Here is a 26,227-nt window from a genome sequence, read left to right as displayed (position 1 = left end):
CTTTTACTTAAATCGATAAGTGTCTGAAACGGTCATTTCGCTCAGACACAGTGACGCCGCCTTGCAGATACCGTCTTGGCACTCGATCAGAAATGGAGCACACAATTTCATAGTTAATGGTTTGTAAGTCTTTTGCCGCCATGTCGACCGTACATTGATCATTGATAAGATCGACCTGATCGCCAGTCGTAATCGTTTCGTCTATTAGAATCATAGACTGATCCATGCAAATGCGACCGACAATCGGATAAAGTTTTCCTTTAATACTCACAGAACGGTTTTGGTGATAACGGAGCCAACCATCGGCATAACCAATCGGAATCACGGCGATCTTCATCGGAGCATTCGCTTCAAAGGTTGCGCCATAACCGACCTTATCCCCCGCAAGAATAGACTTTACCTGTGTGATGCGGCTATGTAGAGAAAAGGCCTGTTTCAAACTGACGGGAGAAGACATCTCATTATTGGGCGCCAAACCATACATAGCGATCCCCAGTCTTGCGCAGTTCGCGTTCGGTTGCGGCGTTTGATAAAGCAAAGCAGCACTGTTCGATTGATGTACATATTCAAACGTATTGAGATCAAGCCCCGCAGTCATCTCGGCAACGTTTTTAAGCTGCTGTGAATAATAATCTTTGCACGAATCCGCCGTGGCAAAATGCGTAAAGAGCCCCACTAGATTGATATGTTTATGCTCTCTGAGCGTCGAATTTGCTAACGCCAACGTCGCCGCGCTTGTCAGGCCAATTCGATGCATACCCGAATCCATTTTGAGGTGTACATTTACGGTAGGGCCACGGTAGTGTGCAGCTTGCATTATCCAATCCATATCATGGACCGTAATATGAATTTTATGCTCTGCGGCCAGTGAGATGTCTTCGACTCGAACCGGCCCCATGACCAAAATAGGCACGTCTTTAATCGCCAAACGCAAACTCAATGCCTCGTCTAAAAACGCAACGGCAAGGTGAGTCGCACCCGCGTCTAATGCCGCACGGGCAACCTCTACATCACCATGACCATAGGCATTGGCTTTTACAACCGCAAATAAATGCTCGTAGCCAGAATGCTCTTTTATATGACTGACATTGTGTGCGATTCGATCTAAATCGACCTCCACCCACGTATCGCGATAAAACATACGCCCCCTCAAATACTTTCAGCGCCAGTACCATCCACTGCTTAAATTACTTGTTTTGAAATTATACGCTGGAAAGAAAACAAGAGAAGGTATATAAAACTTAAAAATGAAACTATTTAAAAACAATTAACTTATAATTTTAAATTTTTCGATAAAATACTCCAACATGCCCGAAATACACAGAACTTTGCGCTAGCAGAAAAGCATCAAGAGGCACAGCCTTGTTGAATAAGGCCTCAGGTGAGAATGGGGGATGTGTAACAATGCGGATCGAACTAAAAAGGCAAAGTCATTAGGGAGTTGGCGTTTAAGAACTTAACCGTCAGGGTCAAAAACACCTTCGGTCATCAAATCCCGCAACAACACCACCCACCGTTCCATGTCTTCTTCTGCCGTATTAGAAAAACCGAGAACAAGGCCTTTCGGGGCGCTTTCAGGATCGAGGTAATGTTCTTCTAGTAAACTCAGTGTAAGGCCCTGCACGAACGCCTGAGACTTCAACCGCTGCGCGTGTTGATGATCCTCTGACAATGGTGATTTATAGCGTAAAAGAATGTGCATGCCCCCGGTTGGCTTTTCCCACTCAAACCAGTCCGACAAATGCAGCGTCAATAACGCCTCCAAAAAGTCTCGTTTCAAGCGATAATGCCGACGCATTTTGTTCAGGTGACGATAAAAAGCGCCAGACTCGATAAAATCAGAAAGAGCAGGTTGCATAGGCAAAGAAGCGGATTGCCCAATCATTATTTGACTGTCCAATACTGAACGAACAAAGCCTTTAGGCACCACCACATAGCTCAACCTTAGACCTCGAAACAGTGTCTTTGAAAAGCTACCAACGTAAAATACACGTTCTTCGGCATAAGGACGTGATTTGGCAGCTTGAAATAGCGTCACCGTCGGACGACCTTGATAGATGAATTCATTATCGTAGTCGTCCTCAATAACATAACCTTGCCCTTCGCTGAGCGACTGTAACCATTTTTCTCTATATTGAGAACTGTAACTAACACCAAGAGGATATTGCCGACAGGGCGTAAGCACGGCCGCCCAAGTCGCTTGAGTATCTGGCGGCGATACGCCACCCTCAATTATATTTAACCCTCTAAGTTCGCCAGTAAGCGAGGCATTAATCGGTAAGTACGTTGGGTTTTCCGTATACCAAAGCGCAACCTGGCTTTTCAAAAGATGTTGCAGCAATTGCAACGCATCACGGTTTCCCGCAGTGATAATAATCTGACTGGGATCGCATTCAATACCACGCAACGAATGTAAAAATTTCGCCAATTGCTCTTTCAATGCGGGGAAGCCCAAGCGGTAGTTCCCCATCAAGATATTTGGATCAGGGTTTAGCCAAGAACGCCGGACGCTCGCCGCCCACTCTCGATAAGGAAAGACGCTGTGATCCGCACTCGAATCGAAATACCGTGCAGGCGTGGCGTCACCTTTACTACCTTCATTCTTCTCGATATCGGTTACCGCGACGGAGTTTAAGCGCGCCGAAGGCAAGGTGATATGCGACACATTTGCAATGAAAATTCCTCGCTTTGGCATACTCACCAGCACGCCCTCTGCAATGAGTTGATCGTACGTATGCGTGACAACACTGCGCGAAATGCCAAGCGTTTTGGCTAAGTTACGAGTGGAAGGCAACCTTTCTTCAGACTTGACCCTTTTTTCTCGAATCGCAGTAAGGATTTGCTCTCGCAATTGTTGGTAATAAGGCGTTGTATTGTGACTCACACTGAGCGTTAAGCTGGCAATGGCACTCATAATCTGGACTGGTTGCTTATATATAAAGTGGATATTTATAACAATACCAGATCTCATTATGCTGACTCTATTGTTTCATACTATTTTTAACCGCCGTTTTAATTACTGTTTTCAACATAGTTTTAGCCATTCAATACGCTAAGCAATAACGGTCTAAAGGAGCACTTTATGAGTCAGACATCACAAGAACGAAACGAATCGATCAAAACAGAGCTTTCGACCGTTAAAAGAGGCTCTAATCGCGCTCTTTACGACACCGAAACAGTGTACAAAATCATCGATGAGACTCTTATAGGACATATCGCACAGTCTAAAGCCGGGCAAGTTTTTGTCACACCAACCTGCCATTGGCGTGACGGTGAGTATCTATACTGGCATGCTCACAGCAAAGCCCGAAATGTCCGAGATAGCGTCAAGGAAGAGAAGAAAATATGCTTTAATATCTGCGCACTTGATGGCCTAGTACTTGCCCGTTCTGCATTTCACCATTCCGTGAACTATCGCTCTATCAGTTTATTTGGTGTGCCTGAACTCATCGAAAACGACGATGAGAAAGTACGCCAATTTAAAAACATGTTGGATAAAGTCAGTCCTAATCGTTGGGATTCCTTAAGGCCGATCAAAGACATTGAAATTAAGGCGACTGGACTTGCTCGTATAAAAATTGAAGAGGCTTCTGTCAAAATGCGAGCAGAAGGTGTCAATGATGACGAAGACGACTTAGATTGGCCAGTATGGGCAGGAGTACTTCCATTAGAGCGCAGTTGGGGAAAAGCAGAACAAGATTCAGGGGCCAACCCAAAAATAGACATGAAAGAGCACCAATCATCGAATTTTGTCGAGCCAACCCCACCCTCTGCCTTTTAATAGTGCATACTTAACAAGGTCTCCTATTTTTAGTCCGCCTAAAATCGAGAGAAAAAATCGAAAAAGCCTATTACATTCAATGTAATAGGCTTTAATTTTGCATTTTATAGTCCATAAGAACAAAAAAATAGAAGAAACAAAGAACCACCTTACACCTTATTTGCACCTTTATTGTGCGCTAAATCCTTCCTAGCGCTTGATATATTTTAATAAATCGATAACCTTTGCACACTTTTTGTGCGCAAAGAGTATCAAAAGCCTTCTTTTAGTCCACTAAAAAGTCCCCTAACTCAAAAACATAACAAACGGGAGAGCCACATATGGCAGCAATAATTGATTTCCTAAACACGATATTTTGGGGTTATATCCTCATTTACGGCCTTTTGGCTGTGGGCGTGTACTTCACGTTGCGTTTAGGTTTCTTACAGATTCGTTTCTTCCCAGAAATGATTCGCACCGTTTTCCAAGCCCCCCAGTCAGACCGAGGTGGCATTTCCCCCTTTCAGGCACTCTGCACAAGCCTCGCTTCACGTGTTGGCACAGGTAACCTTGCAGGCGTAGCCGTCGCCATTGCGCTTGGCGGACCGGGCGCCATCTTCTGGATGTGGGTCGTTGCCTTAATTGGTATGGCGACCTCCTACGCAGAGAGCACCCTCGCTCAGCTTTATAAAATTCGAGATGAAAACGGACAATTGCGCGGCGGACCCGCGTTCTACATCGCAAAAGGCTTAAAAGCACCCTGGGCCGGCGCAGTCTTCTCACTCGCTCTCATTTTAGCGTTTGGTCTAGTATTCAATGCAGTTCAAGCAAACTCAATTGCGGGTGCTGTAGAAGGTGCATTTGGCGTCAACAAGGTTGTAACAGGTGTTGTACTAACACTGTTGGCAGCGATCGTGATCTTCGGCGGTATTAAACGGATCGCACGTATCTCTGAAATCGTAGTACCTGTCATGGCATTGCTATATCTGGTTATTGCTTTCTACGTTATCTTCAGCAATATCCATGATGTGCCAGCCGTGTTCGCATTAATCTTCAAAAGCGCTTTCGGCATTGAACAAGCTGCAGGAGGTGTTGCGGGTGCGCTGTTAAACGGTGTCAAACGTGGTTTATTCTCAAACGAAGCAGGCATGGGTTCAGCACCCAATATCGCAGCCATTGCAACACCAAACCCTCATCACCCGTCATCACAAGGGTTAGTGCAGGCTCTGGGTGTATTCATCGACACTATTCTGATCTGTACCGCAACAGCCTTGATGATTTTACTGTCTGGTGCACTAGATTCAGGCGAAACAGGTATTAAATTGACTCAAGCTGCGATGACCGAGCACGTTGGAGACTTTGGTAACTCCTTTGTTGCTATTGCGATCTTCTTCTTCGCGTTCACTTCGATTATCGGTAACTACAGCTATGCCGAAAATGCGTTAACCTTCCTAAAACTTGCCAACAAACCCGGTATTTTTATATTGCGCGTCCTCGCGCTTGCGATGATTCCTTGGGGCGCGTACGAAAGTGTGGCAATGGTCTTTAACGCCGCGGATGCCGCTATGGGCTTGATGGCAACCATTAACCTTATCGCTATTCTGTTCTTATCAGGACTGGTCGCTAAGCTAACACGTGATTACTTCAGCCAACGTAAGAAAGGCGGTAACCCGCGATTCGACGTCAATAACTTCCCTGAAGTAAAAGACGAAATTGATCTTAGCGTGTGGGATGAACACAAAAAGTAAACGACTCTAATAAGCTAGAATAAAAAAAGCACCGTAACAGGTGCTTTTTTTATTCTTCTAGGCCTTCTATTGCACACTCATATATAGCAACGCAGCGATATTACTTCAAGTGAACCTTATTAGCCTATTCGATAGAAGCCACATCTGTCATAGACAAATAAAAGAGTAGCAACTAACGGTTCTTTATCTGTACCCTTCGCCACTAATACTTTAGAAACAGTACTGTAGAAATGATATCTTAAAAGCTGTCGGCGACTTTTTTCGATAATTTTTGGACGATAGGCCCACTCACAAACACGATAATAAAAGCCGCCGGCCATGCAAGTATCCAAGCATGGATCCACGCGCCAAAAAAGTATGATTGTGCGCCAATGTTCAAAAAGGTAACCCAGCCAGACATCACCAAAGATAAGGTAAATGACATAAGCACGGCGAAGATAATTCGAAGCTTCATTGTTTGATCCGTATTTGTTTAGAAGTAGTGCTGCCAGTCACTTCTCTCATCAAAAAAGAAAGAAGTTCGGCTCTAAGACACCTTTTTTCTACGTTCTGATGACGAAGTAAAAAAGGTAGAATGCGATTCCACAATGTAATGACTATCTAGGCAAGAAGGAAGAACTGCCTGTATAGCAATACACTTTTATCTTAAGGCGAAGCTAATATCGCTGCAACCTACTAAAAACTGAAATACAAAGACCTTTCAGTTTATACAAGCAACATTGCTGACCGTGTGCAGAAGTGAACCCTACTTAAAGAGTACGAGATCATGGGTTTGCTAGAAGTTCGCAAGTACTCCAAATTTTGCCCAACCAACAAATAAGTCGAGTGAATCGCGACTCAGTTCTTGGTGATAAAATTCCGCGTAATCCGACACATTTTTAAACCCAACCTGAAACTCCGTTGAAATATTCTTAAAGTTATAGCCAATACCGACGGGCACTTGGAATCCTGTGAAACGTTCACTTCCGCCAGTGTATGTCCACTCCTCCTGAAATACGCCAACACCGGTAAAGCCATACCAGCCACGTCGATACAGAGACAACCCCACTAGGAAATTAGCGTTCATTTCCGTCGCGGAAAAGCCTTCAATATCGGATGTCCTAGTTGAGCTAGAGCCACCAACATCATTTCGCGTTTCTTTCTGGCCACTGGGCGCCCAATGAAAGTTAGCATCCAGCGCGACATTGTCGTTGAAGACGTATCGACTGTTAGCATAGACACCAGAAGTATAAACCGTCTGCTCCCGCGCACTGCCTTGTCCCTGTATCTCAGTACGACCAGCCCACGCAGATTGACCAAAGAATCCAACACCAAACTGAAATTTCGAATCGTCAGCAGATGCTGTGATTGGAGGTAATAAGAAAGAAGCGGCCAGACAAAGGCGTTTCATGACAGAACCCTCTAAACATGCAAAAGGAGAATACTAAACAAGCGATTCACACCCGTAAATAACACTTACAACTTTGTAAAAACCTTTACGCTTTGATGAAAGAACTCAACGACAACTTAATTAATCCCATACAGATGATTAAGTAATAGCGACCAAGCTATATTAGAGCGTGAGCTCCCACGAAAATTAGTTAAAAATAAAAGGCCTGACAGGTTCAAAAATACCGTGATAAGTGAATACGCTCAATATGTACAAAGATACTGCAGAAATTAGACAAATAATTTGCAAAATAATGTAAATAAAGGAGAGAATACGCCACTCAAATTATTTGTTTGTTATTTAAAGGATTTTAAAAAATGAAAAAAATCGTTGCTATCGCTTTGTCTTCTATGATTTTGCTACTTTCTGGCTGTGCTACTATCATGTCAGGATCAAACCAAACACTAACGTTTAATTCGAATGTTGAAGGCGTGAGCGTATATGTAGACGGTGCTTTGATCGGTAAAACACCTGTAAGTGCATCGTTCAAGAAAAACAAAGCGCAATCAGTGATGTTCTCGAAAGAAGGTTACCAATCAGTAACGCGTGAGATCACAAAAGAATTCGATCCAGTAGCTGCACTTAATATTTTCTGGGATCTTTCTACTACTGACTTTATCACTGGCGCAGTGTACGAATATGCACCAAATGCCATTTATGTAGAAATGCCTCCTAAAAACTAGATAATCGAATCTAGAGCTATCAAAGCCAGTATATGAAAAATATCGTATTAAATTGTATTCTGGCTTTACTCCTGTTTTCTCCCCCTTCGTTCTCAAATAGTTTTTCGTTTGAATATGGACTGTCAGAGTTCGTTCTTAAGAATGCGTCTCCTCTCCTTACCCAGATAAAGAAAAGGAAGGGGATGGGATATGAAAGTCTAAAAAATCAAATCGTATCCATGGGGTGCTCTCCTCAAATCCTGTCTTCTCCGTCACTATTAAATAAAACAGAAGCATATGCGTTCCATTCTGAGCTAATGCTTTATCTTAAGCGGTGCTCAACCAACAATACGAGCTCAAACCTTAGATCTGTCTTACGCAATAAAACCCCTTATCTCATCATTGCAGGTGAAAGCTTAAAGTCGCCTATGTCATACTTTGGTCACTCGCTACTCCTATTCTTAGATGAAAGAGACTTTTACTTTTCACCTGTTATTTCTGTCTTGGCTCCAACTGAAGGCCTAACCGCTTTAGAACAATTAGTAGATGGGGGTTTCTCTCACATAGACGCGGAAGTCAAGGTATTGCCACTTCATCAAATTATTGATTTTTATAACAATAAAGAATCAAGAGAGTTAAGATTTATTAGGCTAAATACCCCCGGCCTCAAGATCAAAAAGCTGATTAATTTCTTTGAAGAAAAAAGTCAAGAACAGCTAACGTACAACTTTTTCTATCAAAATTGCTCTACTTATATATTCGAAGCACTCAACCATTCATGTAACTGTTTTGGTGAAAAACCCAACATTGTCACACCATTACTCTTAGCGTATCGAGCCCAATCTATCGAAAATACTAAAGGCTTTGAATTGAAGTCACTGTTTGCTCAATTTAATGAGGGATACCGCAATTTGAGTAGCAATGACAAAAAAACAGCCAAGGAAATGTTTTTGGACCCAGACATCGAATACTCTGAAAACCCAAAAATAGGAAAGGTAGCAGTACAAGCATCGCGATTAAGCTTTGAAAGCTACAGAAGGCCATACTCATCTTACGGGAGACTACTGGACACCTATGGGAAAGATGATTCACTCTTAGATGGGCTACCCGAACATCAATCAGCAAGTGATCGAAGCAATGACGGGCTTCTCATTTCTTCTGCGAAATTTGGATTGCAAGACAATGCCATTAACTTAACACTCTCAGCCGTAGATTTTTCCCATTTCGAACAACGCAGTTTCAATGTTTTGTCTTCAACCCTCCAAGCAGCATCAATAGAACTGGTTGAAAGCAACGGGACAACTAAGATCGAATCCCTAGATCTAGTTAATATAGAAGCTATTACACCTCTAAACTTTGTAACGCGCACGCCATCTTGGAAACTAAGAATAGGTGCGGACAGAAATGAAAATAACCACCTTGAAGGTATTGCTACCGTGGGGATAGGAGGGGCCTTTTCCTATTCATCTTTCTTGTTCTATAGCATACCAAGTGTAGAAATCAGTGAACAAATCAGTTTCCCTATTTATTCTGGAATAAATTTTAAATCTGACTCTTTTTCGGCAAAATACGAATTCAGAAACCTTTCCAATCGTACTTTTAGTCTCAATAAAAGAATAAGTAGTCAGTTTGGAGCTGCCTATAGTGCTCATAAGAAAAAACACCAAGAGCTAGAACATCGGCTCACATTTTCTTATCACTTTTGATTGCAGCAGGTATTAAACGATACCTAGGGAAGGTACAAATAAGTCTTATGAGCTTCAATCTTATCAGCGAAACTTGTCTCGAATAAAGAAGCGTTATCCACACGCTGAAGCCAGTGGACTTGTTGATACCTTCCCTAGTCTCAGTCCATATTCTTTTTTGAGACTCACATTTAAAACCATACTTCCTGTTTCATATTCTTACGATAGCAAATCAATAGCGTCACCGCCCGAGCAACAAACAAACTCGCTTGCGCCAGCCAAAGCCCGTGGTTACCCATGCCTTGGCTTAAAAACCAAACAGGGAAAAACACACCAAGTACGCACAAGATCATAGTATCCTGCATTTGTTTAACACTGGTCGTGCCTATGAAAATACCATCGAGCATAAACGACCAGATCCCGAGTAGCGGTAAGGCAATCAACCAAGGTAGGTACTCTTTAGCGGCGAGCTGAACAGGTTCCACATTCGTTAATAACTCAATGATCGCTTCACCAAATAGCCAGAATATCGCGCTCAGGCCAATCGCAGCGATCAACGCCCATAAACTTGAATAAGCAATGACTCGTTTAAATAACGTCTTATTTTTACTGCCATAATACTCCCCACAAAGCGCTTCTAGTGCGAAGGCAAAGCCATCCAGTGAGTTGGAAATAATGGTTAAAAATATAAGCAATACAGCGTTTGCAGCAAGAACGTCATCGCCAAGACGCGCGCCTTGCGCCGTGAAAAACAACATAACGATCAACAGCAAAACCGTACGCACAAATAAATATCGATTTACTCTAATCAAGGCAACATAGCGTTGCCAATCGAGTACAGACGAGAGTTTCACCACCAAATTTAATTGTGCCAATTTTCGATAGGCTAGGAAAAACGCAAACAAGGTGCCTAAGTAATGCGCAATGACGGTCGCCCACGCCACACCCTCACTTGCCATGCCAAACTGATACACCGCGACATAGTCCAACACCATATTAATCACATTGATTACAAGCAGCATCCACAGCGGCCCTTTGGAGTACTGCACGCCAAAGAACCAACCAATGAGCGCATAGCCCGCTAACACCGCAGGGGCGCTTAGTATTCTCGCTTCGCAATAAAGCCGCGCCCACGGTGCGACTTCCTCACTTGGTGACATGAGATACATTGCTAGGTCAATAATAGGAGACCGAAATACGACTAAAACTAGACCGATGAAGACGCCCATTAACACTGACTGAACCAGCAAGGCTTGAACTTTATCGTTGTTTTTTTGGCCGAATGCTTGAGCCGTTAAGCCCGTCGAACCCATACGTAGAAAGCCAAATGCCCAAAAAAGGAAGCTAAAAATCGACGCCCCTATTGCCACGGCACCGAGATGAGTCGCGGTTCCTAAATGACCAACAACTGCGGTATCGACCAACCCAAGCAAGGGCGTCGTGATATTTGAAAGCATTGGGGGCCACGCAAGATGCCAAATTTTGCGATTTAACGCCGAGTTCGTCATTCAGCACCCTTTAGTGAAGAGAAATAGTCTAATCATACAAGCTCGCTATGTGGATAAAAGACAATCGAAACAAGTAAAAAATCATTGTGGAAAAGCATACAGGTTATACACATGATTTATATGAGATTACTCCGAGAACCGTCTTTTTTCTGAAACAATCTGTGGATTAATGAATTTTAACGCTTTTTACACACAACTTCGCTGAAATTATCTCCTTTTTGAGTCACTCATTCGAGATTTCAGATTTATTTTTCCACAAGAGGTTATTATACTGGCGCCTTTACTCATAAATAGCGCGAATTATCCACTGGAGTTGCAATGAAAAAATCATTCAAACCTATTCTTGAAGGCTTGGCGGTCGGCTGTGTGTTTGTCAGTATCACCATGCTGTTTGAGATCCCGATGATTATGAGCTTGATTATCGGTGCACTCGCAGCACTTGGCGGCTACCGTAATTCGATTAAAATGGATAAAGAAAAAGCGGCGAAGAATAGAATTCCTGACGAGGATAACTAAATTGGCATACGGTACTGGTGATGCGACCTACAGGGCGCTCGGGCAACTTGAAGGGATTCAAACCTTAGTTGAAGCCTTTTATCAAATAATGGAATCGGACAGCCGTTACCGCCCCCTATTTGATATGCACACAGACGAGACGCCGATTGCCATCGATAAACTGGTTGCATTCCTATCTGGTTGGACTGGCGGCAAGCGCTTGCTCGCTAAGACTTATGGTCAAATCAGCTTACCGCAAGCGCATGCACACTTGATCGTTGCCGAAAAAGAAAAAAAGATGTGGCTCGGCTGTATGAGCGATGCGCTAGACAGTCTAAATTACCCAGAAGATTTAAAAGTCTATCTTATCGAGAAACTAAAGTTTCCAGCAACACGCATCCATCAGGTAAGCCAAGCCCGTCATGGGCACGATGATTAGCTAAAAATCAGTTAGGAACGACACTTTTATGAACCGTAATCCCAAGCCTTTTTCCAAGCCGTACCAAATTAGCGCGATCCATGGATAACTCGCGTGCGGCCTGCGCCCAATTCCCCTCTTTTCGACGCAAAGCATCAAGAATGATACCTTTTTGATAACGCTCCGTTGCCTCTTTTAAATTCACGACTGGGTGAACATCAGCACTGGAAAACTCATCTTTGGAACTGAATTGACGGGCATCTTCACTGCTAAGTTGAGGTTCAGGTTGAGAGAACGGTGTATATTTCCCTTCCTGAATACCGGTTAAATGACTTGGTCCAATTACCGTTAATTCTGATTGTTGATCAGATCGTGCAAGCAACGCCGCTCTGGAAATAACGTGTTCTAGCTCTCTCACATTGCCCGGCCATCGATAGCCTCTAAGAACCTCACCAGCGGACTCCGAAATAATAAGCTGCCGTAAACCAAGCTTTCTACGGTACTGTTCAGCAAAATGTCCCGCTAATAGGAGAGTATCACCCTGCCGCTCTCTCAGTGGCGGCACATGGACAGGAAAAACACTTAGCCGATGGAACAAATCCGCACGAAACCGTTTGTTCTCAACTTCATCACTGAGGACGCGGTTCGTCGCTGCGATAATGCGCACATCGACGTTCTTCGTTTTATCTCGACCGACAGCCTGTATTTCTTGATTCTGAATCGCTCGCAATAATGTGCCTTGGACTTCTAACGGCAACTCCCCTATTTCATCCAGAAATAACGTACCACCATCAGCAAGCAAAAACTTACCGTCTCGATCCCTATCTGCACCTGTAAATGCCCCTTTTACATGACCAAACAGCTCACTTTCGATTAGGTGTTGCGGAATAGCAGCACAATTAACGTACACCATTGGCGCACTGGCACGTTGTGACAAGCTGTGAAGTTTTCGGGCGACCAGCTCCTTACCCACGCCTGTTTCACCTTCTATCAACACAGCAAAATCCGACGGTGCGACCAGTTCAATCGATTGCGTCAGTTTAGACATAACCTCACTCTGACCCAATATTGATGAACCTTCTTTTAAATGCTCATCCTCAGTAAGCGCTTGAACTAAAGACTGCGCACGATGCGATTTTCGTTCGAGCTTCGACATTAACATCGAAGTATTCAAAGCCATTGCCGCCATCGCTGCAATGATGTCCAAAGCACGACTGTCGATTTCATCAAATTCATTCGGCGCGATGCTGTCTAATGTGACCGCTCCGATCAAGCAGCCTTCCAAATACAACGGGATTCCCATACAGGAATGCACCGAAAGATCATCATGTCCAACAACCATGCCATCGTAAGGATCGGGTAACGGAGAATCGGCAGCGAATCGCACCGGATATCGATCTTCGCAGATGGCAGCTAACCTTGGATGCTCATCAATTACAAAGTGACGCCCTAAAACATCATCCAATAACCCTCGTTGAGCAAGCGGTACTAATACGTTTTCTCGACATTCCAACAACACAACCGCATCGCAATTTATCGCGCCACGTACCGCGCTAATAAGCAATTCAAAACGATTAGATTGAGCGGTCACACTGGCAAGATCCATCGCAAGGTTTAATAACGAACTTTGAGTCACTTTATTCACAGAGGTCGGCCTAATTTGAGTCATTTTGACTCTTTTATAATAAATAGACCGACTATTAATCAAGTCATTTTGACTCTTATATTCTGACAATAATTCATAACCTATTGATAATATTCGTTTTTAATTTTTGGCATGAGTTTCGCTATTTACTGCTTAGTATTCTGTAACACTCATTGCTCATAAGGAAAAACCATGCTGACTCAGACACACATTGATACCGTCAAAGCCACTATCCCATTACTAGCCTCTGCAGGCACGGCCATCACAACGCACTTTTACAACCGCATGTTCACGCATAATCCCGAGCTAAAGCATGTTTTTAATATGAGTAACCAACACACAACACGTCAGCCCACGGCTCTGTTTAATGCCATTGCAGCGTACGCAACATACATCGATAACCTTGATGTTCTAACAGACGCGGTACAACGTATTGCACATAAACATACCAGCTTCAATATTCAGCCAGAGCAATATGAAATCGTCGGGCATCATCTTATTGAAACGTTACGAGAGCTTGCTCCTGACGCGTTCACTAAAGACGTTGAAGAAGCCTGGGTTGCCGCGTACATGCAGCTCGCCGATATCTTTATTCAGGTAGAAGGTGACTTATACCGAACCAGAGCAGAGCAAGAAGGCGGCTGGGAAGGGTTTCGTTCCTTCAAAGTAATCTCAAAAACACCCGAATCTGAGTTAGTCACCAGTTTCGTTTTAGAGCCTGTCGATCAAAACGCAGTAATCCACTATAAACCCGGCCAGTATCTTGGGATTAAAATACATCCAACCGGACATGAATTCGATGAGATACGTCAATACTCTCTCTCGACATCGGCAAATAATCGCACTTATCGAATCAGTGTGAAGAGAGAAACCTCTGGAGAGTGCGAGGGCATCGTCTCAAATTATTTACACGATCACGTTCAAGAAGGTCACATCATTGAAGCCATGCCTCCGGCAGGTGATTTCTCTTTAAAAGAAACCGATCAACCCGTTGTTTTGATCTCAGCGGGCGTCGGCTTGACCCCAATGCAAGCCATGTTGGATACATTAGCGGATAAGAAAAGCTCTCAACCTGTTTTCTATTTACATGCTTGTAAAAATACAGCGTTACTTTCATTCAAAGAGCACGTTAAAGAGCAAAAAGCCGTATTGAACCTAACCACACAGTATTGGTTCGAACAGGCGAATGTTGTCGACGAGACGATGCAAGAAGGTTTAATGAAGCTTGAGCCAATGAAAGACATTTTGCCGCTTGAACAAGGGGATTTTTATCTGTGTGGTCCAGTTGGCTTTATGACCTTTATAAAGCAACAACTGCTAGAGTTAGGCGTGGATGCGAGCCGAATACATTATGAACTTTTCGGCCCTCATTTGGATATTTAACTCAACAACATCTAAGAAGCCTCAAACAGTTACGTCTGCTTAAACGGCAGCAATGTGTGGGTGTCTTGATGATACTCACGCACTGCTGTGGTTTCTTCATCACAAAAGCGCTCTATGGCATCACGAAAGCCAGAGTGCTCGATGTAATGAATACTGTGGCTAAAAACGGGTTCAAAACCACGTGCAATCTTATGCTCGCCCTGAGTACCGGGATCGAAATGTTGCAGCCCGCGCTCAATGCAAAATTCGATACCTTGATAGTAACACGCTTCGAAATGCAGACAGTCGAACTCTTCAATACAGCCCCAATAACGCCCATACAAACTGTGATTGTCGAAAAAACACCAAGAAGCGGCAACTCGCTGCTCTCCACGAAACGCCATTACCAACAGTACTTTGTCGCCAATACTATCGACGAGTTGCTCAAAAAAAGCTTGAGTCAGATAGCCTTCTTGACCACGTTTGGCATAGGTTGCCTGATAGCATTGGTAGAAAAAACCGATCTCTTCCTTGTCGAGCTCATTACCCAGTTTTCTAACAAGGTGTATGCCTTGAGATGCGACTTTTTCACGCTCTTTACGGGCCGATTTTCGCTTACGGCTCGAAAACGTCGAAAAGTAATGCGTCATGTCTTTGTAGTCACGATTGAACCAATGAAACTGACAAGAAACGCGATGCAGCAACTCCGGCTTTTGCACGAGCAACTCTGCATGATGTTGCTTCGTAAAGAGTAGATGCCAACTTGAAAAGTCTCGGGCTTTATTTGCATCCGTCATTAAGTCCGCCAACGCGGTGTACAGATGACCAAATTCTTGGCTTTCGCCCGTCGGGTCCAGTTGAGAGAACACTCGTGGTCCCGTTACAGGTGAAAATGGCACGGCCCAGATACGTTTTGGAAAATACGCCATACCATAGCGCTGATAGGCATCGGCCCATGACCAGTCAAACACAAACTCGCCCTGAGAATGTGTTTTAAGATACGTCGGAGCAATCGCAATCGGTTGGTCGTCGTCTTCTGTTACCAATAAGTACTCTGGATACCAGCCTGTGCCTTCCCCAATACTGTTGCTTTGTTCTAAAGCAAGGTGAAAATCGAATTGAGCAAACGGGTATGCAGTATCACCAATCGCCGTATTCCAACGATCTCGCCCTAGCTTTTCAACAGAATCGAACCATTGTGCCTTCAAGTAATTCTCCTAATACTCAATTGCAATTCTCACTCTGAATACCGTGATCACATCTCACTGCGTAATTGGGCGATAACGGGCGCTTGTTCAGGGCGAACATGACGCCATAAAAAGAAGGCTTCAGCCGCTTGGCCAACAAGCATACCCAGTCCATCAGCGCCTTTCGCGCCCAACCCCTGCGCCCACTTCAAAAAGACCGTCGGCTCTTTCCCGTACATCATGTCATAGCACCAGGTGTGTTCGCTTACTAGCTCGTCTTTTAATGGGGGTAGCTGCCCCGATAAGCTGGCAGATGAGCCATTGATGATGACATCAAACGGGCCTTCTAACGCATCAAAGGAAGACGCGACGCAATCAAATATTTTCCCAAGTGCTTCGGCTTTAGAAACAGTACGGTTCGCGACCGTGACCGAGAGAGGCGCTTGCGCGAATACCGGTTCAAGCACGCCTCTGACAGCGCCACCAGCTCCAATAATAAGTATACGTTTTCCTTTTAGCGGCTGGTTCAGTACATGAACGATGTCACGCACCATACCCGCGCCGTCGGTATTATCACCGTATATTTCTCCATTTTTCCCCAGCATCAGCGTATTAACTGCGCCAGCAAGTTCGGCCCGTTTGCTAAGTACATCGCACATTGCGAAAGCTCGTTCTTTAAACGGGACCGTCACATTCATACCTTTCCCGCCTTCAGAAAAGAAATCACGAACCTGTGCTTCAAAGCGTTCTTCTTCGCCGAGTAACGTACCGTAGTACACAGACTGATCTGTTTGTTTCGCAAACTCTGCGTGAATCGCAGGCGACTTACTGTGGGCAATCGGGTTCCCAACAACAACGTATTGATCCAATGTAAACCTCAAATAATAGAATTTAGCGCCCTAACCAATTTCGGGCCTGAAGATAATAATCGGTTAATTTTGCTTCTTCACTGCCTTGCTCGACCTCATAGCCGTAGCTCCATCGCACTTCTGGCGGCAACGACATCAAAATGGACTCGGTACGACCAGCGCCACTTTGCAATCCAAAATGCGTTCCGCGGTCAAACACTAAGTTAAACTCCACATAGCGACCACGTCGATGTAACTGAAAATCACGCTGCTGTTCAGTATGAGGCAACGCTTGCCTTTTCTTTAAGATGGGTTCGTAGGCTTTAATGTACGCGTCGCCCACAGAACGCATTAGCGCAAAGCTTTGATCGAATGGCAGCTCATTAAAATCGTCGAAGAACAAACCACCGATACCGCGAGGTTCTCCACGATGCTTCAAATAAAAATAGTCATCGCACCAGACCTTAAAACGATCATAGTAATCTTCACCAAATGGAGACAAGGCGTCGAATGCGGTCTGATGCCAAGAAATGCAGTCTTCTTCGAAGCCATAATAGGGTGTTAGATCGAAACCACCACCAAACCACCATACTGGATCCATACCGTCTTTATGCACTACGAATAACCGTACATTTGCGTGAGAGGTCGGGGCCATGGGATTCTTAGGGTGAATAACAAGAGAAACACCCATCGCCTCGAAGCGACCCCCTGCTAATTCAGGACGTTCTGCCGTTGCGGACGGAGGCAGCGTATCCCCCATAACATGCGAGAAGTTGACGCCCCCTTTTTCGATTACGTCGCCATCCGCAATGACGCGAGTTCGGCCGCCACCGCCATTTGGTCGGTCCCAAGCGTCTTCGTGAAATACAAGGTTAGGTTCAAATCCTTCTAAGGCGTGACAAATTTGATCTTGAAGCGACATTAAATAGGCTTTTACCGCTGCAATATCATTAGGGGAAAGGCTTTGAGGCACGCGTATCTCCATCTCTTTTAAGTAAGGTGGCTATAATAGTAAGAATCAGTAACTTAAGAAAGTTACTGATTCAAAGAAGTCACGGCCTCACATAGGAGGCCAGCAATAAAAGGCGCTGGTTGCTCTCACGTTACTTCTCTCTTACTCTCCCAATCGCTTAGCCAGATCACGCCAATGGCATGTCGCTTGGTTAAACATTTCTGGCTCACCCGTCACTTTTACTAAAACAGAACCGCCATGCAAGCTCGCCAGAATTTGGCTAGCGTAGTTGGAGATCTCTTCAGTGGTCATCCAATCTTTACGCATGTACGACACGACGCTACTAAGCCAATCAAGTTTAAGCTGATAAAACGCGCTTAATTCTTCTAACGTGGCGGGTTCTAATAGACTTTTTTCAGCCGACAAAACAGTACAAAGGCTTAGGTTATCTTGATCTACAACCGTCTCTTTAAAGCCATCAATAAACTTGTTTAACGCCTTTTGAGCCGCACTTTTTTTCTTCTTAGGTAATACTAAACGCTTAGCAAATTCTTCTTTGTAGCGCTGCATTACCGCGGTAACAAGATCCCCTTTTGTCGGGAAATGATAGTGAACACTTGCACTCTTGATGCCGACTTCAGCGGCTAAATCACGGAAGCTCATAGCCTTGTAACCGCTTTTCAATATCGCTTTTTCGGCAGCATCCATAATGGCAATTTTAGTGGGATTTACCGCTGTCGTTGCGGATTCGATAGTACCCTGCATATCCATACTCGTTCCTCTTATTTTTCTATCATATGGTAGACATTCTATTGACTAAGAAAAAAAATGCGAGCAAAATTTAGCCAGATATTATATATCAACTGATAGGTAAATACATAAGCCGTTTACTTCACAGATTCACTCACACGTTTGGAAGGAACAAAACAATGCATCATAGCAACAAGACAATGTATGACCTCGTTGTATTAGGAAGTGGTCCAGGAGGCTACGCCGCCGCATTTAGAGCAGCCGATTTGGGATTAAGCGTCGCCCTGATTGAGCGCTACGAGAATTTGGGAGGAGTCTGTCTAAATGTCGGATGTATCCCATCAAAGGCGCTCTTACACATAGCAGGCGATATTAGAACGGCACAAGAGGCAAAACATGGCGTTACTTTCTTGGCGCCTAAAATAGATCTTGATACAGTGCGAAAACACAAAGAATCCACGGTAAATAAACTCACAGGAAATCTCGCTCTGATGGCCAAGCAACGAAACGTTGCTCTCTACATTGGCGAAGGGCTTTTTAGCAGCGAACACACCATCAAAATACACTCGAATGACGCCAGCAAAGACGCTTCTACTGACACACTGACATTCAAACACGCTATTATCGCCATTGGCTCGACCGCCGTCCATTTGCCTTTTATTCCAAAAGACGATCGTGTTTGGAACTCGTCTCGAGCACTTGAATTACCTTACATTCCCAATCATTTAGTCGTTTTAGGCGGCGGTATTATTGGCTTAGAAATGGCCACTGTTTACGAAGCACTCGGAGCAAAAGTCACCATTGTTGAGCAAGGAAATCAGCTGATACCGGGTGCGGATGCCGATCAGGTACGCGTTTACCAAAAAGCAAACGCGTCCAGAATGAAATTTAAAACCCATACGAAAATGACCAAGGTCGACCCTTCTGGGGAGACTCTTAAACTGACGCTAACCACAGAAACAGGCGAGGAAACGTTAGAAGCCGATGCATTATTGGTGGCGGTTGGAAGAAAACCCAATGGATTTAACGCCGGCATTCCAGAAATAAATATAGACGTCGACGACCGAGGGTTTATTGTCACCGATGATAAGTGCAGAACGTCAATCAATCATATTTTCGCAATCGGAGACGTGACTCATGGCCCTATGTTAGCGCATAAAGCCAGCCACGAAGGGCACGTTGCAGCAGAAGTCGTTGCGGGACATCTTGCTCACTTCTCACCGTTAGGGATTCCCTCTATTGCATACACTTACCCAGAAGTTGCCTGGGTTGGACTGACTGAAACACAAGCGAAAGCCCAGGACATCAAATATAAAGTCGCGACCTTTCCTTGGTCTGCATCAGGCCGGGCAATCGCATCGGGTCAAACAAATGGTGCGACCAAATTAATCTACGAACCTGAGCACCATCGTCTGCTTGGCGCTGGGCTGGTCGGCGCTCACGCGGGGGAATTGCTAGGAGAACTAACCCTTGCGTTGGAATATGGTGCGACGCTAGAAGACATCGCCTTGACCATTCATGCTCATCCAAGTCTACATGAAAGTATTGGACTCGCTGCTGAACTCGGGACAGGCACCATTACGGATTTCCCCAACCCTTTTGCAAAGCGTCGAAAGTAATAGATCGTCAGAAAAACCGTCTAGGTAACGAAGTGCATGGCTCTTAAGGCATAGCTCTAAAAGCAATGCCGAACAATAATCAGCAGGTCGTAAACATAAAAAAGGCCGACAGAGACGTCCTACGCTCTGCCGGCCAAGGTGGTAGATGTCAGCGTCTACCAGTAAAGTCTTTGGGGATTCTCGACAAAAATTTGCTGACGGGTTTGATCACTTCCCATCCATTCCATCATTTTGTCCAATAGAATGGCGTCGTTGGGAGCATTCTCTATCGGCCCGGAAACATGCGGCCAATTGCTTCCCCATAACACTCTCTCGGGGAAACGTTCGATAATAGGCTTCGCTAACACTTCGATGTCTGAATACTCAGGCGCACCGACTTTCGAGCTTTCATAGACACCTGCCATCTTGTAATAGGCATTGCCGCGCTCAATTAAACCAAGCAGTGCATTGTATTCGATTGAATCGGGTTTAACTGGCGGAATAAACTTACAGAAGTGGTCAATGACATAATCACCCTGTATTTTCTCTAGCGTAGGGACGTATTCAAGTATCTCATTGCCGTAAAACTGCACGATACATGTCCATCCGAACGGCTTAATTTTTGCGTTGACCTCTAGCAGCTTATCAATACCAGCGGCACCTTGGGGCAGTTGCATAATACGAGCGCCTCTAGCGCCTCTAGCGTGCCACTCTTCCAACTCTTCTTCGGTTGTATCCGGTGTTACAACAACCACACCTCGGCCGCGTTCACCCAGTACATCGAGGGCTTCTAGCATCACGGTGTTATCTATTTGGTATGCATTTGGCTGAGTAATAACAACTCGCTTTAAACCAAGCCATTGCTGCACTTTTTGGTAATCTTCCAAACAAGCTGCATCTGCGGGCAAATCCGGTCCACCAAGCAGAGAAGGATATTGAGCAGAATAAACATGCATATGGCTATCAATGGCACCTTCAGGTAACGCTATTTTAGGCGCCTGTCCAAAAAGAATTCGTTTTGCAATCACGTCGTCACTCCTCATTTATGCAGAAATTGGCGCATAACGAGCCAATTTCTCACGGTCAATGGTGATCCCTAGACCCGGTTTAGAAGGCACCGCTAATTTGCCATCTTTTACGACAATGTCTTCTTCTACAATGCTGGTTCTAAACGGGTTGTGCGTTTGATCAAATTCAAGTCGCGGTGAGTCTGTGCCGAACGAGGGAGGATTAGGTGGAATAATCGCATGGAAATGCAGTCCCGCAGCAATGGCAACAGCGGTGCCCCAAACATGAGGAACACAACGCACGCCATAGACGTCAACCAAGGTTAAGATTTTTCGTGCCTCGCTAAGTCCACCCACACCACAAACATCGGGTTGAATAATATCAACCGTATTTTGTTTTAACGCCTCGTGATAACCCCAACGAGAATGCCATGTTTCTCCGCCCGCAATAGGAATCGGAGAAGTCTGTCTCAACTCTCGGTACTGAGTGTAGGCTTCTGGGACGACAGGTTCTTCAAACCATTTGATATCAAGGTCTTTTACCGCATCAATAACCCGCTTGGCATCAATAATGTCGTAGCCGTGGTTCGCATCGATCATCAATTCAACATCGGGACCTAATTGTTCCCGAGTTTGTTTGATCGATTCGATGTCTAACGCCACGCCAAAGCCGATTTTGATTTTTACCGCGTCAAAGCCCTGCTTTTTGTATTCACGAACTTCTTCTGACAAGCTAGAAAGGCGATCAAAGCCTACTTTGCGAAAACCGCCTGTTGCGTAAACCGGAATCTCAGAGCGGAATTGGCCACCCAATAGTTCAGATACCGGTTTATTGTGAAACTTACCGACGACATCCCATAAGGCAATGTCAATTCCACTGATTGCATTGATCACGGCACCACGTTGCCCTTGATCACGGAAGGTGTTGTAAAGGTTTAGCCATATTGGCTCGATGTCAAAAGCAGATTTTCCAATCAGGTGGGGCGTCATCACTTCAAGATATGCGGCGTTCACCACACGATTTCCCAAACATTCTCCCCAGCCGATCAATCCATTATCGCAAATAATTTCAACAAGTAAGTGCTCTCTAGACTGAAAAGACATAGAAGCAGATTCGAACGCGTGTTCCAAAAGATAAGTAAGCGGATGTAGTCGAATGTCTGTGATCTTCATGAAATGACCCTGATTGTTATTTTTATTGGATCATAGCATGTATTTTCAACTTATCAATAAATTCATACTATGACTTAGTTTTTTGTATTGCTCTCGCTAAATCTCGGTAGCGATTACAGCCGTTTGTCAGGTGGGTACGCATCGCATCACGCGCGCGCTCAACATCACGATCAAGCAAGGCATCCAAGATAGCCTTATGCTCTTCGTTCAGCGTTTGCTCTAAGTTTGGGTCTCGTGGCAAACCGGCTTCTTCACGTAGCCTTGCACGCGGTATGGTCTTTTTGCCCAATACATCAAGGAATTTCACAAACCGATCATTGTTCGTTGCTCGGGCAATCGCGAGATGAAATTCATAGTCTTCTTGCTCTGCGGACTTACCTAAAGCGACTTTCTTTTCAAACGCGTCAAAGCTACGACAGATATCCGATTCTTGCATCGCAGAGCGCCTAGATACCGCGAGTGCAACGGCCTCAACCTCTACTGCGGTGCGTAGTTCCAGCGACTCTATCGCATCACTTATGGTCAGCGTATCCGACGCTGAAAAGCCGCTGAAATCCATGGGTTTCGGTTCCGCGACAAACACACCAATCCCTTGTTTTGGGAGAACCCAGCCTTCTGCCTTGAGCGTCATCATTGCTTCGCGAAGCACCGTACGACTTACCCCCAGTTCCTTCATAAGGTTTGGCTCTGTCGGCAACTTATCCCCGACAGACATATTACTAGTACGGATTTTTTCCCTGATTCGTTCAGCAGCAAGCTCAGGTAAGCTAGTTTTAGAGCGTTTTATCGACTTCTTTCGTTCGTTATTCATTGTTTTATATACCTCTAATCATACTGCCATTACTCAGCGCCCAGTCGCACTGGAGAATGCACACAATTGCACTATATTGTAGTTAACAATAGCTGTCATTGAGTTTTTTTCAATAATTCATAGTATGAGTGTTGCGAATTAATAATATCAATGCTAATAATTAAAAAAGATCAAACGCAGAAACAGCAAAAGCTCGTCTTTATAGTTTTGTGTTTGTGAACTAAGTATGGGGGTATCCCCATCTAACTTAAGCGTATTTGGAGCTATAACAATGATAAAAAAAACCGTTATACAAAAAGTTAGTGGAGCTATATTAGTTGCTGCCACAGCCGCCGCTGTTTCAACGTCCGCTAATGCTGAGTGGAAAGGTTGGAACATACACAACCCAGGGTACCCTGTTACCACCGCACTTGAGTCTTTCATTGATGACGTCGAAGCTAAAACCGATGGCAGAGTCGCTGGTAGAGTCTATAACGGAGCCGTTCTTGGTAACCAAGCTGACAGCATTCAAATGCTGCAAATTGGCGCAATTCAGTTCGCAGAATTCAACTTAGGGCCTATTGGTGCCATCGTGCCAGAAGCAAACGTTGTTTCTTTACCGTTCATTTTCAAAAGTGTTGATCACATGCATCGTGTGATGGATGGCCCTGTGGGTGACGAGCTCAGTGCAGCAATGGAAAAACACGGCATCAAGTCGTTGGCTTGGTACGATTCAGGCGCTCGCTCTTTCTACAATACAGAGAAGCCGATCGAAGCACCTTCCGATTTAGACGGTATGAAGTTCCGTGTTATGAACAACGAACTGTACGTAGGAATGGTTGAAGCATTGGGCGGCAACGCTACCCCAATGGCTTATGCGGAAATTTACCAGTCGTTGAAGACAGGCGTTGTTGACGGCGCAGAGAATAACTGGCCGTCATACGAATCTAGTAATCACTTTGAGGTTGCAGGCTACTACTCTTTGACCGAGCACTTGATTCTACCAGAGTGTGTTTGTGTCAGCGTTGGTGCATGGAATCAACTGTCTGCTGACGATCAAGTCATTGTCAAAAAGGCCGCGCGCGAAAGTGCTGAACTACAACGTAAACTATGGGCAGAACGTGATAAATCCAGTCGAGAAAAAGTACTGGCGTCTGGCGTCGTATTCAACGAAATTTCAAACAAAGCACCTTTCCAAAATGCAATGAAGGTCGTCTATGAAAAAGCCTTTCAAGACAACCCTACGCTTAAGCCGCTTGTAGAAAAAATCCAAAGCGTCGACTAATTCCGTCGATATTACCCAAGAGCTCACCTAAAACCACCTTTGGGTGAGCTCTCTTCTAAGTTTTTGTTTAATAAGCGAGTAGCCTTATGAAGTCTACCTCTAAAAAAGTGCCTTTGGTTGAGCGCGTGTTAGATGCCCTCGCCTTCGTTGCAACCAATTTAGCCGGCGCCATGATCGTTGTCCTTGTAATGTCATTCGGATGGCTTGTCTTTGGTCGCTATGTGCTAAATGACACGCCAACTTGGGTTGAGCAAATGGCCATGCTCCTCATTGTTGGTATTACTTTCCTTGCCGCGGCTGTCGGCATCTATGAACGAACGCACTTGAGCGTAGAAATGATCACCTTGGTGATTTCTAAGAAAGTCGCATTATTTATAGAGTGTATTATTAACTTACTCCTCGCCGCATTTGGATTCGCGCTGGCGTGGTATACGAATGATCTTATGTCTTTTACTCAATTTCAAAAGATTCCGCTACTTGGTATCAGTGAAAGCTATCGCTACCTACCCGTGGTTATCTCTGGCGGATTAATCTTCATTTTTTCTTTATATCGTGCGTATCAGGGCCTAACAGGACTGTTTAATCCCTCCTCGAAAAACAATGAACTAGGAGGTCAGTAGCATGGGCTTAGCAATCTTATTAGGACTCTTTGCACTTTTAACCGTGATTGGCGCACCAGTGGCTTTTGCCCTCGGTATGGCAGCCATTGCCGCATTCTTTTATGAAGGTTTGCCGTTGATGATCGGCTTCCAGCGAATTGTTTCAGGCGTTTCTACGTTTTCATTGCTGGCTATTCCTTTCTTCATTTTCGCTGGCGAACTCATGCTACATGGCGGCATTGCTGCTCGCTTAATTCGATTGGCATCAGCAAGTGTTGGCTGGATGCGCGGTGGATTAGGCCAAGTTAACGTGTTCTCTAGTATGCTGTTTGGTGGTATTTCAGGTTCCGCTGTTGCCGATACATCGGCACTGGGTTCGTTACTGATTCCTGTTATGAAGGAAAAAGGCTACGACGACGATTACGCAGTTAACGTTACGGTGACGTCATCCATCGCAGGGATTATGATCCCGCCGAGCCACAACATGATCCTATATGTGGTCGCGGCAGGTGGTGGCATGTCAGTCGCAAGCCTCTTTGTTGCGGGTATCGTCCCTGGAATCTTGATGTGTCTTCTATTGGCCTTCGCCGCGAGAACCATTGCGATTCGCAAAAACTTTCCGACTGAGCCGTTTGCTGGTCTAAAAGCGATCTTTATCTCTTTTGTCGCCTCAATTCCGGGTTTAATTACCGCCATTATTGTTGTCGGTGGTGCCTTATCTGGTGTATTCACGGTCACAGAGTCAGGTGCAATCGGTGCAATTTACGCGATTCTAATCACCGCGCTCGTTTACCGCACATTGAGCTTAAAAGACTTCTGGGTAGCGGTTGTACGCTCCGTTAGAACGACAGGGCTTGTTATGGTCCTTGTTGGTTGTGCCTCTGCTTTTGGTTATATGCTGGCACTGTATGAAGTCCCTAAGCTGCTCGCGCATGCGTTAACGTCTTTGTCTGACAATCCAATAGTGATCTTATTGTTGATGAACCTGATTTTACTGGTTCTCGGTATGATCATGGACATGGCGGCACTTATTTTAATTTGTACTCCAATCTTTTTACCTGTTGCCGTTGGTCTAGGCATGGATCCAATTCAATTTGGCATCATGCTGATGATGAACTTAGGTCTAGGACTGTGTACGCCTCCTGTCGGTGGATGTCTCTTTGTTGGCTGTGCCATTGGTAACGTGCCAATAGAAAAAGCTGTGAAGTCTATTTGGCCTTTTTACTTAGCAATTCTAGCGGCTTTGATGTTAGTGACTTTTGTACCCGCGATCTCACTAACATTACCGAACTGGCTTAATCCATAATATGGTATAGAAGGACAGAA

24 protein-coding genes are annotated in these 26,227 nt (G+C 44.8%); 11 read left to right on the top strand and 13 right to left on the bottom strand.

The features are described from left to right. Window positions 1-7: 7 nt before the first annotated feature. A complete protein-coding gene (alr, locus tag MARME_RS00425; RefSeq protein WP_013659297.1) occupies window positions 8-1,141 on the bottom strand; it encodes an alanine racemase in 1,134 nt (377 codons plus the stop codon). Window positions 1,142-1,456: 315 nt separating this feature from the next. Continuing rightward, window positions 1,457-2,971: a MocR-like pyridoxine biosynthesis transcription factor PdxR gene (gene pdxR / locus MARME_RS00420; RefSeq protein ID WP_013659296.1), complete on the bottom strand. Its 1,515-nt coding sequence runs from the start codon at window positions 2,969-2,971 to the stop codon at window positions 1,457-1,459. A 111-nt stretch (window positions 2,972-3,082) separates the two neighbouring features. On the opposite strand from pdxR, the gene MARME_RS00415 reads away from it, so the two are divergent. Then, entirely contained in the window at window positions 3,083-3,781 is a 699-nt protein-coding gene (locus MARME_RS00415; RefSeq protein ID WP_013659295.1) for a pyridoxamine 5'-phosphate oxidase family protein, read from the top strand. Window positions 3,782-4,101: 320 nt separating this feature from the next. After that, window positions 4,102-5,508, top strand: coding sequence for an alanine/glycine:cation symporter family protein (locus MARME_RS00410; RefSeq protein WP_013659294.1), 1,407 nt, complete (start codon window positions 4,102-4,104; stop codon window positions 5,506-5,508). A gap of 238 nt (window positions 5,509-5,746) precedes the next feature. Here MARME_RS00410 and MARME_RS00405 read toward each other — a convergent pair whose 3' ends face one another. Both MARME_RS00405 and MARME_RS00400 read right to left on the bottom strand, forming a co-directional pair. Further along, complete coding sequence (locus MARME_RS00405; protein WP_013659293.1) at window positions 5,747-5,962, bottom strand: DUF2798 domain-containing protein; 216 nt, start codon at window positions 5,960-5,962, stop codon at window positions 5,747-5,749. A gap of 321 nt (window positions 5,963-6,283) precedes the next feature. Further along, entirely contained in the window at window positions 6,284-6,898 is a 615-nt protein-coding gene (locus MARME_RS00400) for an outer membrane beta-barrel protein (RefSeq protein ID WP_013659292.1), read from the bottom strand. A gap of 356 nt (window positions 6,899-7,254) precedes the next feature. Between MARME_RS00400 and MARME_RS00395 the strand changes: the two genes are divergently transcribed. Continuing rightward, on the top strand, window positions 7,255-7,620 hold the full coding sequence (locus MARME_RS00395) for a PEGA domain-containing protein (RefSeq protein WP_013659291.1): 366 nt from the start codon (window positions 7,255-7,257) through the stop codon (window positions 7,618-7,620). Window positions 7,621-7,652: 32 nt separating this feature from the next. Continuing rightward, a complete protein-coding gene (locus tag MARME_RS00390) occupies window positions 7,653-9,305 on the top strand; it encodes a lipoprotein N-acyltransferase Lnb domain-containing protein (RefSeq protein ID WP_083799714.1) in 1,653 nt (550 codons plus the stop codon). Between the two features lie 170 nt (window positions 9,306-9,475). On the opposite strand, the gene MARME_RS00385 is transcribed toward MARME_RS00390, so the two are convergent. Next, window positions 9,476-10,792: an MATE family efflux transporter gene (locus MARME_RS00385; RefSeq protein WP_013659289.1), complete on the bottom strand. Its 1,317-nt coding sequence runs from the start codon at window positions 10,790-10,792 to the stop codon at window positions 9,476-9,478. 318 nt (window positions 10,793-11,110) lie between these two features. Here MARME_RS00385 and MARME_RS00380 point away from each other — a divergent pair, with 318 nt between their 5' ends. Together MARME_RS00380 and MARME_RS00375 are read left to right on the top strand one after the other, a co-directional pair. After that, complete coding sequence (locus tag MARME_RS00380; protein ID WP_013659288.1) at window positions 11,111-11,308, top strand: hypothetical protein; 198 nt, start codon at window positions 11,111-11,113, stop codon at window positions 11,306-11,308. Window position 11,309: 1 nt separating this feature from the next. Further along, window positions 11,310-11,726 (top strand): globin domain-containing protein, encoded by a 417-nt coding sequence (locus MARME_RS00375; RefSeq protein ID WP_013659287.1) that lies wholly within the window; start codon window positions 11,310-11,312, stop codon window positions 11,724-11,726. 7 nt (window positions 11,727-11,733) lie between these two features. On the opposite strand, the gene norR is transcribed toward MARME_RS00375, so the two are convergent. Further along, window positions 11,734-13,374, bottom strand: coding sequence for a nitric oxide reductase transcriptional regulator NorR (gene norR / locus MARME_RS00370; protein WP_013659286.1), 1,641 nt, complete (start codon window positions 13,372-13,374; stop codon window positions 11,734-11,736). 168 nt (window positions 13,375-13,542) lie between these two features. Between norR and hmpA the strand changes: the two genes are divergently transcribed. After that, entirely contained in the window at window positions 13,543-14,733 is a 1,191-nt protein-coding gene (gene hmpA, locus MARME_RS00365; protein ID WP_013659285.1) for an NO-inducible flavohemoprotein, read from the top strand. Between the two features lie 29 nt (window positions 14,734-14,762). Here hmpA and MARME_RS00360 read toward each other — a convergent pair whose 3' ends face one another. The 4 genes from MARME_RS00360 to MARME_RS00345 form a co-directional block, all read right to left on the bottom strand. After that, window positions 14,763-15,920, bottom strand: coding sequence for a GNAT family N-acetyltransferase (locus tag MARME_RS00360; RefSeq protein ID WP_013659284.1), 1,158 nt, complete (start codon window positions 15,918-15,920; stop codon window positions 14,763-14,765). Window positions 15,921-15,967: 47 nt separating this feature from the next. Next, entirely contained in the window at window positions 15,968-16,768 is an 801-nt protein-coding gene (gene aroE, locus MARME_RS00355) for a shikimate dehydrogenase (protein WP_013659283.1), read from the bottom strand. A 22-nt stretch (window positions 16,769-16,790) separates the two neighbouring features. Beyond that, window positions 16,791-17,732, bottom strand: coding sequence for an oxygen-dependent coproporphyrinogen oxidase (hemF, locus tag MARME_RS00350; protein WP_049787735.1), 942 nt, complete (start codon window positions 17,730-17,732; stop codon window positions 16,791-16,793). 129 nt (window positions 17,733-17,861) lie between these two features. Next, window positions 17,862-18,470: a TetR/AcrR family transcriptional regulator gene (locus MARME_RS00345; RefSeq protein WP_013659281.1), complete on the bottom strand. Its 609-nt coding sequence runs from the start codon at window positions 18,468-18,470 to the stop codon at window positions 17,862-17,864. Between the two features lie 158 nt (window positions 18,471-18,628). Between MARME_RS00345 and lpdA the strand changes: the two genes are divergently transcribed. Further along, window positions 18,629-20,068, top strand: coding sequence for a dihydrolipoyl dehydrogenase (gene lpdA / locus MARME_RS00340; protein WP_013659280.1), 1,440 nt, complete (start codon window positions 18,629-18,631; stop codon window positions 20,066-20,068). A 155-nt stretch (window positions 20,069-20,223) separates the two neighbouring features. Here the strand turns inward: lpdA and MARME_RS00335 are convergent, their stop codons facing one another. From MARME_RS00335 to MARME_RS00325, 3 genes are all read right to left on the bottom strand, one after another. Further along, window positions 20,224-21,075: an amidohydrolase family protein gene (locus MARME_RS00335; RefSeq protein WP_013659279.1), complete on the bottom strand. Its 852-nt coding sequence runs from the start codon at window positions 21,073-21,075 to the stop codon at window positions 20,224-20,226. A gap of 15 nt (window positions 21,076-21,090) precedes the next feature. Then, a complete protein-coding gene (locus MARME_RS00330) occupies window positions 21,091-22,227 on the bottom strand; it encodes a mandelate racemase/muconate lactonizing enzyme family protein (protein ID WP_013659278.1) in 1,137 nt (378 codons plus the stop codon). Between the two features lie 67 nt (window positions 22,228-22,294). Then, window positions 22,295-23,038: a FadR/GntR family transcriptional regulator gene (locus tag MARME_RS00325; protein ID WP_013659277.1), complete on the bottom strand. Its 744-nt coding sequence runs from the start codon at window positions 23,036-23,038 to the stop codon at window positions 22,295-22,297. A gap of 271 nt (window positions 23,039-23,309) precedes the next feature. Here MARME_RS00325 and MARME_RS00320 point away from each other — a divergent pair, with 271 nt between their 5' ends. The 3 genes from MARME_RS00320 to MARME_RS00310 all read left to right on the top strand — a co-directional run bounded on the left by MARME_RS00320 (window position 23,310) and on the right by MARME_RS00310 (window position 26,207). Next, entirely contained in the window at window positions 23,310-24,302 is a 993-nt protein-coding gene (locus MARME_RS00320) for a TRAP transporter substrate-binding protein (protein ID WP_013659276.1), read from the top strand. 86 nt (window positions 24,303-24,388) lie between these two features. After that, on the top strand, window positions 24,389-24,922 hold the full coding sequence (locus MARME_RS00315; RefSeq protein ID WP_013659275.1) for a TRAP transporter small permease: 534 nt from the start codon (window positions 24,389-24,391) through the stop codon (window positions 24,920-24,922). Window position 24,923: 1 nt separating this feature from the next. Beyond that, the gene (locus tag MARME_RS00310) at window positions 24,924-26,207 is read left to right on the top strand and encodes a TRAP transporter large permease (RefSeq protein WP_013659274.1); all 1,284 of its coding nucleotides are present in this window, start codon (window positions 24,924-24,926) and stop codon (window positions 26,205-26,207) included. Window positions 26,208-26,227: the final 20 nt, after the last annotated feature.

Source organism: Marinomonas mediterranea MMB-1 (assembly GCF_000192865.1).
Taxonomy (GTDB): Bacteria; Pseudomonadota; Gammaproteobacteria; order Pseudomonadales; family Marinomonadaceae; genus Marinomonas; species Marinomonas mediterranea.
This window is presented reverse-complemented; position numbering and strand designations above follow the sequence as displayed.